12 protein-coding genes are annotated in these 14,796 nt (G+C 57.8%); 7 read left to right on the top strand and 5 right to left on the bottom strand.

Annotated features, from left to right (window positions below; translation table 11 throughout):
* The first annotated feature begins 13 nt into the window (after positions 1-13).
* Positions 14-1,324, top strand: coding sequence for a voltage-gated ClC-type chloride channel ClcB (clcB, locus tag L383_RS17770; protein ID WP_023330288.1), 1,311 nt, complete (start codon positions 14-16; stop codon positions 1,322-1,324).
* On the opposite strand, the gene bioD is transcribed toward clcB, so the two are convergent.
* The 3 genes from bioD to L383_RS17785 form a co-directional block, all read right to left on the bottom strand.
* Entirely contained in the window at positions 1,259-1,954 is a 696-nt protein-coding gene (gene bioD / locus L383_RS17775) for a dethiobiotin synthase (protein ID WP_014883635.1), read from the bottom strand. The genes clcB and bioD overlap by 66 nt on opposite strands.
* Positions 1,955-2,084: 130 nt before the next feature.
* Positions 2,085-3,305, bottom strand: a complete 1,221-nt coding sequence (mlc, locus tag L383_RS17780) for a sugar metabolism global transcriptional regulator Mlc (protein WP_023330287.1) — start codon at positions 3,303-3,305, stop codon at positions 2,085-2,087.
* 120 nt (positions 3,306-3,425) lie between these two features.
* A complete protein-coding gene (locus L383_RS17785; RefSeq protein ID WP_023330286.1) occupies positions 3,426-4,331 on the bottom strand; it encodes a LysR family transcriptional regulator in 906 nt (301 codons plus the stop codon).
* A 121-nt stretch (positions 4,332-4,452) separates the two neighbouring features.
* Between L383_RS17785 and L383_RS17790 the strand changes: the two genes are divergently transcribed.
* Complete coding sequence (locus L383_RS17790) at positions 4,453-5,706, top strand: MFS transporter (RefSeq protein WP_014883632.1); 1,254 nt, start codon at positions 4,453-4,455, stop codon at positions 5,704-5,706.
* Positions 5,707-5,781: 75 nt separating this feature from the next.
* Here the strand turns inward: L383_RS17790 and L383_RS17795 are convergent, their stop codons facing one another.
* Both L383_RS17795 and L383_RS17805 read right to left on the bottom strand, forming a co-directional pair.
* Positions 5,782-7,173 (bottom strand): APC family permease, encoded by a 1,392-nt coding sequence (locus L383_RS17795; RefSeq protein WP_014883631.1) that lies wholly within the window; start codon positions 7,171-7,173, stop codon positions 5,782-5,784.
* A gap of 356 nt (positions 7,174-7,529) precedes the next feature.
* A complete protein-coding gene (locus L383_RS17805) occupies positions 7,530-8,948 on the bottom strand; it encodes a glutamine synthetase family protein (RefSeq protein ID WP_023330284.1) in 1,419 nt (472 codons plus the stop codon).
* Positions 8,949-9,174: 226 nt separating this feature from the next.
* Between L383_RS17805 and puuD the strand changes: the two genes are divergently transcribed.
* The 5 genes from puuD to puuE all read left to right on the top strand — a co-directional run bounded on the left by puuD (position 9,175) and on the right by puuE (position 14,733).
* Positions 9,175-9,927, top strand: coding sequence for a gamma-glutamyl-gamma-aminobutyrate hydrolase (gene puuD / locus L383_RS17810; RefSeq protein ID WP_196238017.1), 753 nt, complete (start codon positions 9,175-9,177; stop codon positions 9,925-9,927).
* Positions 9,928-9,952: 25 nt separating this feature from the next.
* The gene (gene puuR, locus L383_RS17815) at positions 9,953-10,510 is read left to right on the top strand and encodes an HTH-type transcriptional regulator PuuR (RefSeq protein ID WP_013096835.1); all 558 of its coding nucleotides are present in this window, start codon (positions 9,953-9,955) and stop codon (positions 10,508-10,510) included.
* A gap of 155 nt (positions 10,511-10,665) precedes the next feature.
* Entirely contained in the window at positions 10,666-12,159 is a 1,494-nt protein-coding gene (gene puuC / locus L383_RS17820) for an aldehyde dehydrogenase PuuC (RefSeq protein ID WP_023330283.1), read from the top strand.
* Complete coding sequence (locus tag L383_RS17825; protein WP_014883627.1) at positions 12,156-13,436, top strand: NAD(P)/FAD-dependent oxidoreductase; 1,281 nt, start codon at positions 12,156-12,158, stop codon at positions 13,434-13,436. The genes puuC and L383_RS17825 overlap by 4 nt, the downstream gene beginning before the upstream one ends.
* A gap of 25 nt (positions 13,437-13,461) precedes the next feature.
* The gene (gene puuE, locus L383_RS17830) at positions 13,462-14,733 is read left to right on the top strand and encodes a 4-aminobutyrate transaminase (RefSeq protein WP_023330282.1); all 1,272 of its coding nucleotides are present in this window, start codon (positions 13,462-13,464) and stop codon (positions 14,731-14,733) included.
* Positions 14,734-14,796: the final 63 nt, after the last annotated feature.

Here is a 14,796-nt window from a genome sequence, read left to right as displayed (position 1 = left end):
GTAATCGCGACCCATGCAACGTCTTCATGCTTACCCCGACATCCGGGCGATGTTTCGCCGACTGTTGATTGCCACCGTCACCGGCGTGCTGGCGGCGCTGGCCGTTGCGGTGTTTCGTCACAGCATGTACCTGCTGGAGTGGCTGCTTCTCAGCAACGACAGCGGTAGCCTGGTGAATGCCGCCGCATCGCTCTCGTCCTGGCGGCGCGCGCTGACGCCTGCGCTGGGTGGGCTGGCCGCCGGGGTACTGCTCTGGGGATGGCAACGACTGACCGCCCAGCGGCCTCACGCACCAACCGATTACATGGAGGCGCTGGAGACCGGGGACGGCCAGTTTGATTACGGTGCCAGCCTTGTAAAATCCCTGGCGTCGCTGCTGGTCGTCGCCAGCGGAAGCGCCATCGGGCGCGAAGGGGCCATGATCCTGCTTGCCGCTCTCGCCGCCTCCTTTTTCGCTCGCCGTTTTACGCCCAAATCCGAATGGAAGCTCTGGATCGCCTGTGGTGCCGCGGCCGGGATGTCCAGCGCTTATCATGCCCCCTTAGCCGGAAGCCTGTTTATTGCAGAGATTCTGTTTGGCACGCTCATGCTGGCCTCACTCGGCCCCGTGGTTATTGCGGCGGTGGTGGCGCTTCTGACCACCCGCGTGCTGGCACCCGGCGCCAGCACGCTCTATGAAGTCCATCTGAGCGGCATACTGACCGCGACAGATTATGCCCTGCTGGTCGCCATGGGTCTGCTGGCAGGTCTTTGCGGCCCCCTGTTGATGTGGCTGATGACGTTTAGCCACGGACTGTTTCTGCGTCTCAAACTTTCGCCGCCGTGGCAGCTGGCGCTGGGGGGGTTGATCGTCGGGCTGCTGTCCCTCCTCACGCCGAAGGTATGGGGGAATGGCTTCAGCGTGGTTCAGGCTTTTCTGCTCGCCCCGCCGCTGCTGTCGGTGATTGCCGGAGTGTTTATCTGTAAATTGCTGGCGGTACTGGCCAGCAGCGGTTCGGGTGCACCGGGCGGCGTGTTTACGCCCACGCTGTTTGTCGGCATGGCGACGGGGATGCTGTTTGCGCAGCTTTTCGCGCTGTGGTTACCGGGTTCTGAGACGGCAATATTGCTGGGACTGGCGGGAATGGCAACGCTACTTGCTGCGACCACGCATGCGCCCATTATGTCGGCGCTAATGGTCTGTGAAATGACCGGACAGTATGTTTTACTGCCCGGTTTACTGGTCGCCTGTGTGGTGGCGTCCGTTCTGTCGCGGACGTTACGCCACGACTCGATCTACGGCCAACACGCCGCCGAGGGCAGAGAGATCGATGTACTGCGCTAACTCGCGCTGCTCGGCACGAGGCAGATAAGGCAGCTCACCCACCAGCGGCCCAGGCAGTTTGGCGCTCAGCACGTCGATGATCTCCGCGTAGTGCGCCAGGCCCGGGTTGATACGGTTTGCCACCCAGCCCACCAGCGGCAGGCCGTCATTGGCAATCGCCTGCGCTGTCAGTAGCGCATGGTTGATGCACCCTTCCTGGATACCCACCACCATCACCACCGGAAGCTGTTCCTGGACGACCCACTCAGAGAGCGGACGCAAATCATTCATCAGGCTGCGCCAGCCGCCCGTCCCTTCGACCACCACGTGATCAACCTTCTCGCTCAGGTTCGCCAGCCCGTCGGACAGCAGGGGATAATTAATCAGACCGCTGTGCGCCACGCTGCTCTCCTCTTCGCTTAAGGCAATGGGATTGACCGCCTGATAAGGCAGTTCCAGCGACGAGACGCTTTGCAGCACCAGGGCGTCTTTATTACGCAATCCCTCTGGCGTCTCTTTACTCCCTTTTGCGACCGGTTTGTACCCTGCCACGCGTTTACCGCTTGCTGCAAGCGCCTGCAGCAATGCGCGGGATACGACGGTCTTGCCGACAGAGGTATCTGTACCAGTAACAAAGAAACGCTTAAGCATGACTCACTCCACCTCTTGGGTATGCTTCGAAAATATAAACCAGGTAAATAATTCAGTGGAGGAAGTCTACGGGATGCGTGCGCTACCCGGCTTGAGATAGCGCAATTTTTCGTACATCTGCGGAAAAGAGTTAACCCTGTAACAGGCGGATAAGCAGCGAGCCGTTATACATGGCATCTTTGACCAGCGCCGCACCTGCCATGGTGCCCTGGTTAGAGAATTGGGTGCTTTCCACCGCAATATTCTTACTGTAGGCGGGAAGCGACTGCTGATGGATACAGGCCGAGATCGCCGGAAAGAGGATCTCCGCTGCCTGGCTGAGCGGGGAGCCAATCAGGATTTTTTGCGGGTTAAAGAGGTTCACCATAATCGCCAGGATGCGGCCAACGTTATTCCCCACCCCGGTAATAATATCCTTCGCCAGCAAATCTCCCTGACGCGCGGCGGCGCAGAGGGAATCGACCGTTAAGGGTTGGCCATGCAGCGAGGAGCTCATGGACTGGCTGAGCCTGACCTGCGCCAGCTCCAGCACGCTTTCTACACTGGCAATAGTCTCCAGGCAGCCATGGTTCCCGCAGTAGCAGCGCTTCCCGTACGGGTCGACCTGAGTGTGCCCGATTTCCACCAGGCTGCTGCTCCCGGCGTGAAGAAGACGCCCGTCGGTGATGACACCCGCCCCAACGTTATGGTCGATCACCACCTGAATCACATCACGCGCACCGCGCGACGCGCCAAACAGGGCCTCCGCCATGGTCCAGGCACTGATGTCATGCTGAATATAGACCGGCACGCCGGTATGGTTTTTCAGCACCTCTCCCAGCGGCATCTCTTTGACATCGTCGTAAAACGGCATGCGGTGCACGATGCCGTTTTCGGTATCAATAATGCCCGGCATGGTGATGGCGATTGCCGTTAAGCGTTCCAGCCGCTGCTGATGGCGGATAAAGAAGTTATCGATATGGGAGACAATGGCATCGAGGAGCGATTGTTCCGCGTTGAGCGGCAGCTCAAGCCGATCCTCCACCACCAGTTTGCTGCTCAGATCGCGCAGCGCGAGGAAGATCTCCCCGCGACTGATGCGCAGTGACAGGTAATGCCATGCTTCCGTCTCAACCACCAGCCCGACCGCCGGACGGCCACGGCTGCCCGGCTCCTGAATTTCCGTCTCCTGGACCAGGTGCGCTTCCAGCATTTCACGGACAATCTTGGTGATACTGGCAGGTGCCAGCTGTGCCAGGCGCGAAAGATCGATACGCGAAACCGGACCAAGCTGATCAATCAGGCGGTATACCGCGCCAGCGTTGGTCTGCTTAATCTGATCAATGTGCCCTGGCTGACTATCAGCAACCACCTCGTACTCCCTTATTTTCGAGCTTCGAAATAAACTTTGGGCTATGGTGAAGCACTTCCATAGCTGTCGTCAAATATTTACTTAGCTCTGTGATTTACCGCACATTTTTATCCCTTTTCCCTACCGGTTTTGCCCACCTGAAGCGCTGATTAACTGCTGTTTGAAGCGCTGCGCGGCGTGGCTCTGTTCACGATGTTTTGACCAGACCAGCCACATCTCGGAAACGGCATCCTCTTCGGCGATGGGAACCCAGCGCATTTCGCGCAGTTGTACCCGTTTAAAGGAGGCCGGAAGAATAGAGACCCCCAGTCCGGCGGCAACCAGCCCAATAATGGTCATCGCCTCGCCCACCTCCTGGGTGATAACCGGGGCAAGATCGTAGCGACGCATCAGTCCCAGAATGTCGTCATACAGGCCCGTTCCGACCTGAGGATCAAAAAAGACAAAGGGTTCTTTTGCCAGCTCTGCCAGCGATACCGCCGGACGCGAGGCCAGCGGGTGGTCAAGGGGGATCATAGCCATCAGGGGTTCATGCAGAATCACCTGCCACGCCAGCGTGTCCGGCAGCTGCGTATTCCGCATCAACCCCAAATCCAGTGCGCCTTCATTCAGCGGTGCAATTTGCTCGCGGGTATTAATTTCGCACGTCTGAATATGCACATCCGGGAAATGGCGGCGGAATGAGGAAAGCGTCTGGGAGACGGCGCTGATAAAGGGCGCGGACGACGTAAACCCGATTCGCAGCTCACCGGCTTCTCCGAGGTAAAGCCGCTCTGCACGGGCGGCGGCGTCATCAACCATGCTCAGGATTTGTCGGCTGTCGGTCAGAAACTGCTTACCCGCCGCCGTCAGGCTCACGCTGCGGTTGGTGCGGGCCAGAAGGCGCGCGCCCACCTGCTGTTCGAGGATTTGAATCTGCTGGCTTAACGGGGGCTGAGAGATATTCAGCCGTGCCGCCGCGCGGCCAAAATGCAGCTCCTCAGCAACGGCGACAAAGTAGCGAAGATGACGCAGTTCGATATTCATATTTTTAAAGTATCATTTGAGATAATTAATATATTAGACAGAATATTTACATTTTCCTACCCTGATCGTGTGGTCATACCCGTCACCCGAAATCACGGGGATGTTTAAGCAAGGAAACTGTGTGAGTCGTACAACCTCCATTGATATCTCTCCGGCAAGCGATATCAATGATTTACCCGTAGCATCGCAGCCGGTCCAGTTCATTAAACGTGGTACTCCCCAATTTATGCGCGTTACCCTGGCGCTCTTTTCGGCCGGTCTGGCCACGTTTGCCCTGCTCTACTGCGTTCAGCCGATCCTCCCCGTTCTCTCCCATGAGTTTGGCGTATCGCCCGCCAGCAGCAGCGTTTCGCTCTCGATTTCAACCGCGATGCTGGCAATTGGCCTGCTCTTTACCGGCCCTTTGTCCGACGCCATTGGCCGTAAACCGGTGATGGTCACTGCCCTGATGCTGGCCTCGGTCTGTACGTTGCTCTCGACCATGATGACCAGCTGGCACGGCATTCTGGTGATGCGCGCGCTGATCGGGCTGTCGCTCAGCGGCGTGGCCGCGGTCGGGATGACCTATCTCAGCGAAGAGATCCATCCGAGCTTCGTTGCCTTTTCGATGGGGTTGTACATCAGCGGGAATTCAATTGGCGGCATGAGTGGGCGTCTGCTGAGCGGGGTCTTTACGGACTTCTTTAGCTGGCGTATTGCGCTGGCGGTTATCGGGTGTTTCGCGCTGGCATCTGCACTGATGTTCTGGAAAATCCTGCCGGAATCACGCCATTTCCGCCCGATTTCTCTGCGCCCGAAAACGCTGTTTATTAACTTCCGTTTGCACTGGCGTGATAAAGGGTTGCCGCGCCTTTTCCTGATGGGCTTCCTGCTGATGGGGTCATTCGTCACGTTGTTTAACTATATTGGCTATCGCCTGATGCTTTCGCCGTGGCATCTGAATCAGGCCGTGGTCGGTTTGCTTTCTGTGGCTTATCTCACCGGCACGTGGAGTTCGCCGAAAGCCGGGGCGATGACCGCACGCTTCGGCCGCGGGCCGGTCATGCTGGTCTTCACAGCGGTAATGCTGCTCGGCCTGCTGCTGACGCTCTTCTCCTCACTGTGGCTGATTTTTGCCGGGATGCTGCTCTTCTCCGCCGGGTTCTTCGCCGCGCACTCGGTCGCCAGCAGCTGGATTGGCCCGCGCGCGCGTCGAGCCAAAGGACAGGCATCGTCGCTGTACCTGTTTAGCTATTACCTGGGATCCAGCATCGCCGGGACGCTGGGCGGCGTGTTCTGGCATCACTACGGCTGGAACGGCGTGGGCGGGTTTATCGCCCTGATGCTTTGTGCCGCGCTGCTGGTGGGGGCAAGTCTTCATCAACGGTTGAGATAATAAACGTGCGGGCTGATGTCCGGTAAGACGCACTAGCGACCTAAACGGCACCAGCGTACTGGTGCCGTTTATCGTTCAGGAATCCCAGGCCTGCTCTATCTTACCGGCTTCAAACTGCGGAGGCGGTTTTCGGAAACGGCGCGTTAGCCATGTCAGGTAAAGGATCCCCAGTGCCGCCCAGATGAGGCCAAGCGTCAGGGACGTCGCTTCGAGGTTTATCCACAGCACGCCGACCGTTACCGCCCCAATAAGCGGCAGCAGGAGATAGTGGAAACGATCTTTCCACGTTTTGTTCAGCCCCTTACGCCGCCAGAAATGGTTGTACACCGAGAGGTTAACAAACGTAAACGCCACCAGCGCGCCAAAGTTGATCAGCGCCGTTGCGGTCACCAGGTCAAAGTACAGCGCCGACAGGGCCACTATCCCCACCATAATGACGTTCAGGGCCGGGGTACGCCATTTCGGATGTACATAACCAAACACCCGCTCCGGAAAGACGTTGTCACGCCCCATCACATACAATAACCGCGAGACGCTGGCGTGCGAGGCCAGACCCGAAGCCAGCGTATTGACAAAGGTGGTACATAAAAACACCGACTGGAAGAGCTTACCGCCCACGTACAGTGCGATTTCCGGCAGCGCGGCATCCGGGTTCTTGAAGCGCGCGATGGTCGGGAAAAAGAGCTGCATGAAGAACGAGGCAATAATGAATATCAGCCCGCCGTACAGCGCGGTCAGGAAAATGGCTTTGGGAATGACCCGTGCCGCGTTTGGCGTCTCTTCCGATAGCGTGGTAACCGCATCAAAGCCGAGGAAAGAGAAGCAGACGATGGTCGCGCCGGTAATAATAGGGATCAGATGTGCGTTCTCGCTGATAAACGGCTGGAGCGACCAGACGGTGCCGACCCCTTCTCCCTTGTGCAAGCCATGCACCACGAGGATGACAAACACCACCATAATCGCGACCTGCACCAGCACAAACAGGGTATTAAAGTTGGCGACCAGGTTAACACTCTTCAGATTCGCCAGCGTCAGGATCGTCACAAACCCCACCACCCAGACCCACGGCGGGACCTCAGGGAACATCGCGGAAAGGTAGATCTTCGCCAGCAGCACGTTGATCATCGGCAGGAAGAGATAGTCCAGCAACGATGACCAGCCGACCATAAAGCCCACGTGGGGTCCAATCGATTTCTGCGTGTAGGTATACGCGGAGCCCGCTTCCGGGAACTGCCGTACCAGTTTACCGTAGCTGATGGCGGTAAACATGACGCCAGCCAGCGCCAGGAGATACGAGGCGGGCACGTGGCCGTTGCTGATACCGGACACAATACCGAAGGTATCAAACACGGTCATGGGGGTGAGGTAAGCCAGCCCCATCATCACCACCTGCCAGAGCTTAAGAGAACTGCGCAGTCGGGTTCTGCCGGCCATGCCCGGCGCGTCAAGAGACGTGTTAGTCGCCATACACCGTCCCCCCCATGCTTACCGTGGTTTGCAATCGCGTTGACCTTAACGCAAACCTGCTTAGCAAAGGGGGAAGTTGTGAAGAACAAACGCGACCGTACCAGCGCACCGTCTCTGGCTCGCATTCACCATGGAAGCCTGACTGGCCCCCTTCGCCCTGCGGATAGTTGAACATCTGCATCATTTCCTACCTCGTCACACAGTGTCGTTAAGAAAGTCCCTGTGCCGCCTGCGCTCCATAACGCGACTCCCGGGAGATAGCTGGCGTGCCAGCGAACAGTTCGGCCAGGCTCCGCGCAGGCCGTATGGTGATACGTATGAGATGAAACAAAGCGGCCCCTTACCGGGGCGCGTTATCAGGCGTTTTTCAGCATCCACTCGATTTCTGTTTCAGTAATCAGGCGTTCAAACTGCAGTAATTCATCATTTTTGCAGGCGTGATACACGTGGCAGAAACGCTCGCCCAGCCGCTCGCGGAGGCGATCGTTTTGCATAAACTCCCACAGCGCATCACTCTGACGAATCGGGAACGGCAGTCCGTCCTGCTCCAGACCATTGCCTTCAACCTCTTCCTGCAGCGGTAAATCGTTATCCAGCCCGTGCAGAATGCCGGCAAAAATCGCCGCCATCACCAGATACGGATTCGCGTCTGCCCCTGCCACCCGGTATTCGACACGATGGTTATGGCGATCGCCGCAGGGAATACGCAGGGCAACCGTGCGGTTGTTGTGTCCCCACGACGCCTGCGTCGGCACATACATTCCCGGCTGGAAACGGCGGTACGAGTTGACGTTCGGTGCCAGCAGCGCCATGGACGCTGGCATCAGATCGATCATCCCGGCCAGCGCGCGTTTCAGCAGCGCGGAATCCTCGCCGCTGGCGTCCGCGAGCACGTTTTCGCCTCTGTTGTTTTGCATACTGATGTGGATATGCATCCCGCTGCCCGCATGCTCTTCATACGGCTTCGCCATAAACGTGGCGTGCATCTTATGTTTTTCTGCCATCTGCCTGACGAGACGTTTTAGCGCCAGCGCATCATCACAGGCATCCAGCACGTTTTCCGTATGGTGCAGGTTAATTTCAAACTGACCCGGCGAGGCCTCAGCCACTGCGCCATCGGCGGGGATCAACTGCAGCTGCGCCAGCTCATCAATATCGTTCAGCACGTCAGCAAAGTGGTTGAGATTATCAACCGAGTAGACCTGGCTTTGCGTGTTACGCACGTCGGTGCCCGGCGCGCAGGGTGGCTGCAGATAACCCTCGGCATCGCGATTCCGATCAAGTAAATAGAACTCCAGCTCTACCGCTACCACGGGGAACAGACCGCGCTGGCGCAACTGCTGCCAGAGCCGGTTGAGTACGTTCCGCGGCTCAACGTCAAAGGGAGCGCCATCTTCATCGACCATGGTGAGCTGCACCTGACCAATGTATTCCGGGTCCGCGGCGGACGGTGTCAGGGTGCCCGGCACCGGCACACAAACACAGTCAGGCTCGCCGAGCTCCTGCCCCAGGCCCGCCTCTTCCACCACGTTACCCAGAATATCCATGGCGAACACCGACGCCGGGAAATAGCAGCCTTTTTCGAGTTTGTTCAGTCCGGCAACCGGAATACGTTTACCGCGAAAACAGCCGTTCAAATCGGTCAGGAGGACATCGATAAACTGGGTGTTCGGATACTGTTCTAAATAGCGCTTCACCTCCTGCGTAAAGGCGCTGCCCCGCCTCTCATCCGTGTAGTGAACAAAGTTCTCAACTTCTACGATATTGGTTTCCATGATTTACCACCGTTTTTGGGATTTGCGTTCGCTGCTCAGGACTGTCAAATATAATGTCCACCCTATCGAATCTGTATGCAAATAAATTGTTTGTCAAATGTTAAATTAAGTTTGCAAAAGGCAGATCTCGTTGCTAGATTGAGAAAATATTGAACGAAAAGGCCGTTTTACAGGTGAAACTGGCCTAAATTTAGTCCACTTTGTGAGGGCGATCATGGAAAATATAATGAACAAGCCAGTCATTGGCGTGGTGATGTGCAGAAACAGGCTTAAGGGTCATGAGACCCAGACCCTGCAAGAAAAGTACCTGAATGCCATTATCAATGCGGGGGGCTTACCCATTGCCTTACCGCATGCGCTGGCAGAGCCAGAGTTGCTTACCACTCTGCTGCCAACCCTGGACGGGATTTACCTGCCGGGCAGCCCAAGTAACGTGCAGCCGCACCTTTATGGTGAAAACGGCGATGAGCCTGACGCCGATCCCGGGCGTGATCTTCTGAGTATGGCGCTGATTGCCGCCGCGCTCGAAAGGCGCATCCCCATTTTCGCCATCTGCCGGGGGCTGCAGGAACTGGTTGTTGCGACGGGAGGGACGCTGTATCGTCGCCTGTTCGAGCAGAATGACCTGCTTGAGCACCGGGAAGATCCTGAACTGCCGGTTGAGCTACAATACGCCCCGTCTCATGAAGTTCAGGTTCAGGAGGGAGGACTGCTGTCTCAATTAATACCAGGCTGTAACACATTTTGGGTAAACTCGTTACACGGGCAAGGTGCACGAACGTTAGGACCACGGCTTCGCGTGGAGGCCCGCTCGACGGACGGGCTGGTTGAAGCGGTCAGCGTGCATGACCATCCTTTTGCCCTCGGCGTGCAATGGCACCCCGAATGGAACAGCAGCGAGTACGCCCTGTCACGTATGTTGTTTGAAGGTTTTATCACCGCCTGTCAAAGCCACATTGCCGAGAAGCAACGACTTTGACCACTACCGTAAAGGAAATGCAACTATGAGCGATGACGGACTGGCGCCAGGGAAACGTCTGTCTGAGATCCGCCAGCAACTGGGTCTCTCGCAGCGGCGTGCCGCCGAACTGTCTGGGTTAACACACAGTGCCATCAGCACCATCGAGCAGGATAAAGTCAGTCCTGCCATCAGTACGCTTCAGAAGCTGCTGAAAGTCTATGGGCTGTCGCTCTCGGAATTCTTTTCGGAACCGGAAAAACCTGATGAACCGCAGGTGGTTATTAATCAGGAAGACCTTATCGAAATAGGCAGTCAGGGGGTTTCGATGAAGCTGGTTCACAACGGAAATCCGAACCGTACGCTGGCGATGATTTTTGAAACTTACCAGCCTGGAACCACGACCGGAGAGAGGATCAAACATCAGGGTGAGGAGATCGGTACGATACTGGAAGGTGAAATAGTGCTGACCATTAATGGCCAGCCTTATCACCTGGTTGCGGGGCAAAGCTATGCCATTAATACCGGCATACCGCACAGCTTCAGCAATACCTCGGCAGGCATCTGCCGCATTATCAGTGCCCACACCCCCACCACGTTCTGACGACCACTCAGCCCCGGCGTAAATACTTACGCCGGGGCAAATAAAAACGATCGATGTCGGCATTTTACGGGTTAATCCCCGGGATGCCTCACGGCTTCGTATTGCCTGAAACGGCCATGCCTTTATTTATCTGATTGCGAAAGAAAGGAGTGAATATGCATTTTCAGCACCTGACTTACTGGCAGGATAAAGCAAAAAACAGTGCCATTGAGACCCGGTTATTTATTAACGGTGCCTATTGTGACGCCGCCGATAAGGCCACGTTTGAAACCGTCAACCCCGCTACCCGTCAGACGCTGGCGAATGTGGCCCGGGGCAAGCAGGCGGACGTAGACCTCGCGGTTCAGGCTCCGCGTGAGGTATTTGACCGTGGCGACTGGTCGCAGGCGTCACCGGCGCAGCGCAAATACGTTCTCAATAAGTTCGCCGATTTGATGGAACGCCACGGCGAAGAGCTGGCCTTACTGGAAACCCTGGACACCGGTAAACCCATCCGCCACAGCCTGCGCGACGATATTCCCGGCGCGGCGCGCGCCATTCGCTGGTACGCCGAAGCGGCGGATAAAGTCTACGGCGAAGTGGCGCCTACGGGGCCGGACGCGCTGGCGATGATTGTGCGCGAGCCGATCGGGGTTGTCGCCGCCATCGTCCCCTGGAACTTCCCGCTGCTGCTGGCCTGCTGGAAGCTGGGCCCGGCGCTGATCGCGGGCAATAGCGTGGTATTGAAACCGTCCGAAAAATCGCCCCTCACCGCCCTGCGGCTGGCCGGGCTGGCGAAAGAGGCGGGCCTGCCGGACGGCGTGCTGAATGTGATAAGCGGTTACGGCCACGAGGCGGGCCAGGCACTGGCCCTGCATCCGGACGTTGAGGTGCTGACGTTTACCGGCTCTACCCGTACCGGCAAGCAGCTGTTGAAGGACGCAGGCGAAAGCAACATGAAGCGCGTCTGGCTGGAGGCTGGCGGCAAGAGCGCCAACATTGTCTTTGCCGACTGTCCGGACCTGGACAAGGCCGTGAGCGCGACCGCCGCCGGGATTTTTTATAACCAGGGGCAAGTGTGTATCGCCGGGACCCGCCTGCTGCTTGAGGAGAGCATCGCCGATGACTTTCTGGCAAAGCTGAAAGTGCAGGCCCGCCACTGGCAGCCGGGCGATCCGCTCGATCCCGACAGCACGATGGGAATGCTCATCGACGCCGCGCACGCCGATACCGTTCACACGTTTATTCGCGAGGGCGCCCGGAAAGGTACGCTGCTGCTGGACGGGCGGGCACAATCCTGGCCTTCTGCGGTAGGTCCAACCATTTTTGTCGACATCGACCCTGCCTCCCCGCTGTGCCGGGAAGAGATTTTCGGGCCTGTTCTGGTCGTCACCCGTTTTAAAACCGAAGAGGAAGCCTTAACGCTGGCCAACGACAGTGAATATGGGCTTGGCGCGGCGGTATGGACCCGCGACCTCTCCCGCGCACACCGCATGAGCCGTCGCCTGAAAGCAGGCTCGGTCTTCGTCAATAACTATAACGACGGGGATATGACCGTACCGTTTGGTGGCTATAAGCAGAGCGGCAACGGCCGCGATAAGTCTCTGCACGCGCTGGAAAAATTTACCGAACTGAAAACCATCTGGATTGCCCTGGAGCCTCAATCATGACCGAACATACCACCAGCTATTATGCGGCCAGCGCGAACGCTTACGAACCATTCCCGACGCTTAGCGAATCAATCAGCTGTGACGTGTGCGTGGTAGGCGGCGGCTATACCGGCCTCTCCTCCGCACTGCATCTCGCTGAAATGGGCTACGACGTGGTGCTCCTTGAAGGGGCGCGCATCGGCTTCGGTGCCAGCGGACGCAACGGCGGCCAGCTGGTTAACTCCTACAGCCGCGATATCGACGTGATTGAGAAAAACTATGGCCCCGATGCTGCCAAAGTCCTCGGGAGCATGATGTTTGAAGGCGGGGAAATCATCCGGGAGCGTATTCAGCGCTATCAGATCCAGTGCGACTATCGTCCCGGCGGGCTGTTTGTTGCCCTGAACCATAAGCAGCTGGAGACGCTGGAAGAGCAAAAAGCCAACTGGGAACGCTACGGCAACACGCAGCTGGAGTTGCTGGATGCCAGCGCGATCCGCCGGGAAGTCGACAGCGAACGCTATACCGGCGCGCTGCTGGACCGCAGCGGGGGACATATTCATCCGCTCAACCTGGCGATCGGCGAAGCGGACGCCATTCGCCTTAACGGCGGGCGGGTGTATGAACAATCCCCGGTGACCGCCATTCAGCACACCAGCCCGGCCGTGGTAAGCACGCAGCATGGTCAGGTGACGGCCCGCTATGTGATCGTCGCCGGAAATGCCTATCTGGGCGATAAGGTCGAACCAGAACTGGCAAAACGCAGCATGCCCTGCGGCACCCAGGTGGTGACCACCGCCCCACTGCCGGAAGAGGTCGTCCGCACGCTAATCCCCAATAACTACTGTGTTGAAGATTGCAACTACCTGCTGGACTACTACCGTCTCACCGCCGACAACCGCCTGCTGTACGGCGGTGGCGTAGTCTATGGCGCGCGCGATCCGGACGATGTCGAGCGTCTGGTGATGCCAAAGCTGTTGAAAACCTTCCCTCAGCTGGCAGGGGTCAAAATCGACTACCGCTGGACGGGCAACTTCCTTCTGACCCTGTCGCGCATGCCGCAGTTTGGTCGTCTGGATAAAAACATCTACTACATGCAGGGCTACAGCGGCCACGGCGTGACCTGCACCCACCTGGCCGGACGGCTGATTTCGGAACTGCTGCGCGGTGACGCAGAGCGCTTTGATGCGTTTGCCAACCTCCCGCACTACCCCTTCCCGGGCGGTCGCAGCCTGCGTATTCCATTTACGGCGATGGGCGCGGCGTATTACAGCCTGCGCGATCGTCTTGGCGTTTGATCATTTCGACAAAAGGGTATCTGACATGAGTAACCAGGAATTTCATCAGCGCAGACTTTCGGCCACCCCGCGCGGCGTAGGCGTAATGTGTAATTTCTTTGCCCGCACGGCGGAGAATGCCACGCTTACCGACGTGGAAGGCAATGACTATATTGATTTCGCCGCCGGGATCGCGGTACTGAATACCGGCCATCGTCATCCTGAAATGGTGGCCGCAGTGGAAAAACAGCTGCACCAGTTCACCCACACGGCCTACCAGATTGTGCCATATGAAAGCTACGTTTCCCTGGCCGAAAAACTTAACGAGCTGGCCCCGGTACAGGGCCCGGCTAAAACCGCGTTCTTCACGACGGGCGCGGAAGCGGTGGAAAATGCCATTAAAATCGCCCGGGCCCACACCGGCAGGCCTGGCGTGATTGCCTTTGGGGGAGGTTTTCACGGCCGAACCTATATGACCATGGCGTTAACCGGCAAGGTCGCGCCTTATAAGCTGGGATTTGGCCCCTTCCCCGGGTCGGTTTATCACGTACCGTATCCCTCCGAGCTGCACGGCATCACGACGCAGGATGCCATCACGGCGATTGAGCGCCTGTTCAAAGCAGATATTGAGGCGAAACAGGTAGCGGCGATTATTTTTGAACCCATTCAGGGTGAAGGCGGATTCAACGTCGCGCCGCCAGAGCTGGTGGCCGCCATCCGCCGCATCTGTGATGAGCACGGGATCGTGATGATTGCCGATGAAGTGCAGAGCGGTTTCGCCCGTACCGGTAAGCTGTTTGCCATGGACCACTACGCTGACAAGCCTGACCTGATGACGTTGGCCAAAAGCCTGGCAGGCGGAATGCCGCTGTCCGGCGTGGTGGGCCGCGCTGAGATCATGGATGCACCAGCCCCCGGTGGACTCGGGGGAACCTATGCAGGCAATCCGCTTGCGGTGGCCGCCGCGCACGCGGTGCTGAATATTATCGACAACGAGTCACTGTGCGCGCGCGCCTGTCACCTGGGCGATCGACTGAGCGCCACGCTGGAGGAGATTCAGGGTACCTTCCCTGCGCTCGTGGCGATTAGAGGAAGAGGATCGATGATTGCGGCAGAGTTTTTTGATCCCGAGAGCCGTGAACCGTCGGCCGCCATCGCGCAGGAGATTCAGCAAAAGGCACTTTCCCGGGGCCTGCTGTTACTGATCTGCGGCCAGTACGGAAACGTGATCCGCTTCCTTTATCCGTTGACCATTCCGGATGCCCAGTTCACCCAGGCGCTGGCGATCCTGCAACAGGTTATGCGTGATAAGGCATAAGTGCCCACTGAGAACCGTCTCCCGGACTTCCGGAAGACGGTTTCCACGGAGGAAATGTTGGGG

The organism is Enterobacter sp. MGH 37 (genome assembly GCF_000534515.1).
Lineage (GTDB): Bacteria > Pseudomonadota > Gammaproteobacteria > Enterobacterales > Enterobacteriaceae > Enterobacter > Enterobacter kobei.
Note: the sequence above shows the minus strand (reverse complement) of the source record. Positions and strands in the feature narration are given on the sequence as shown.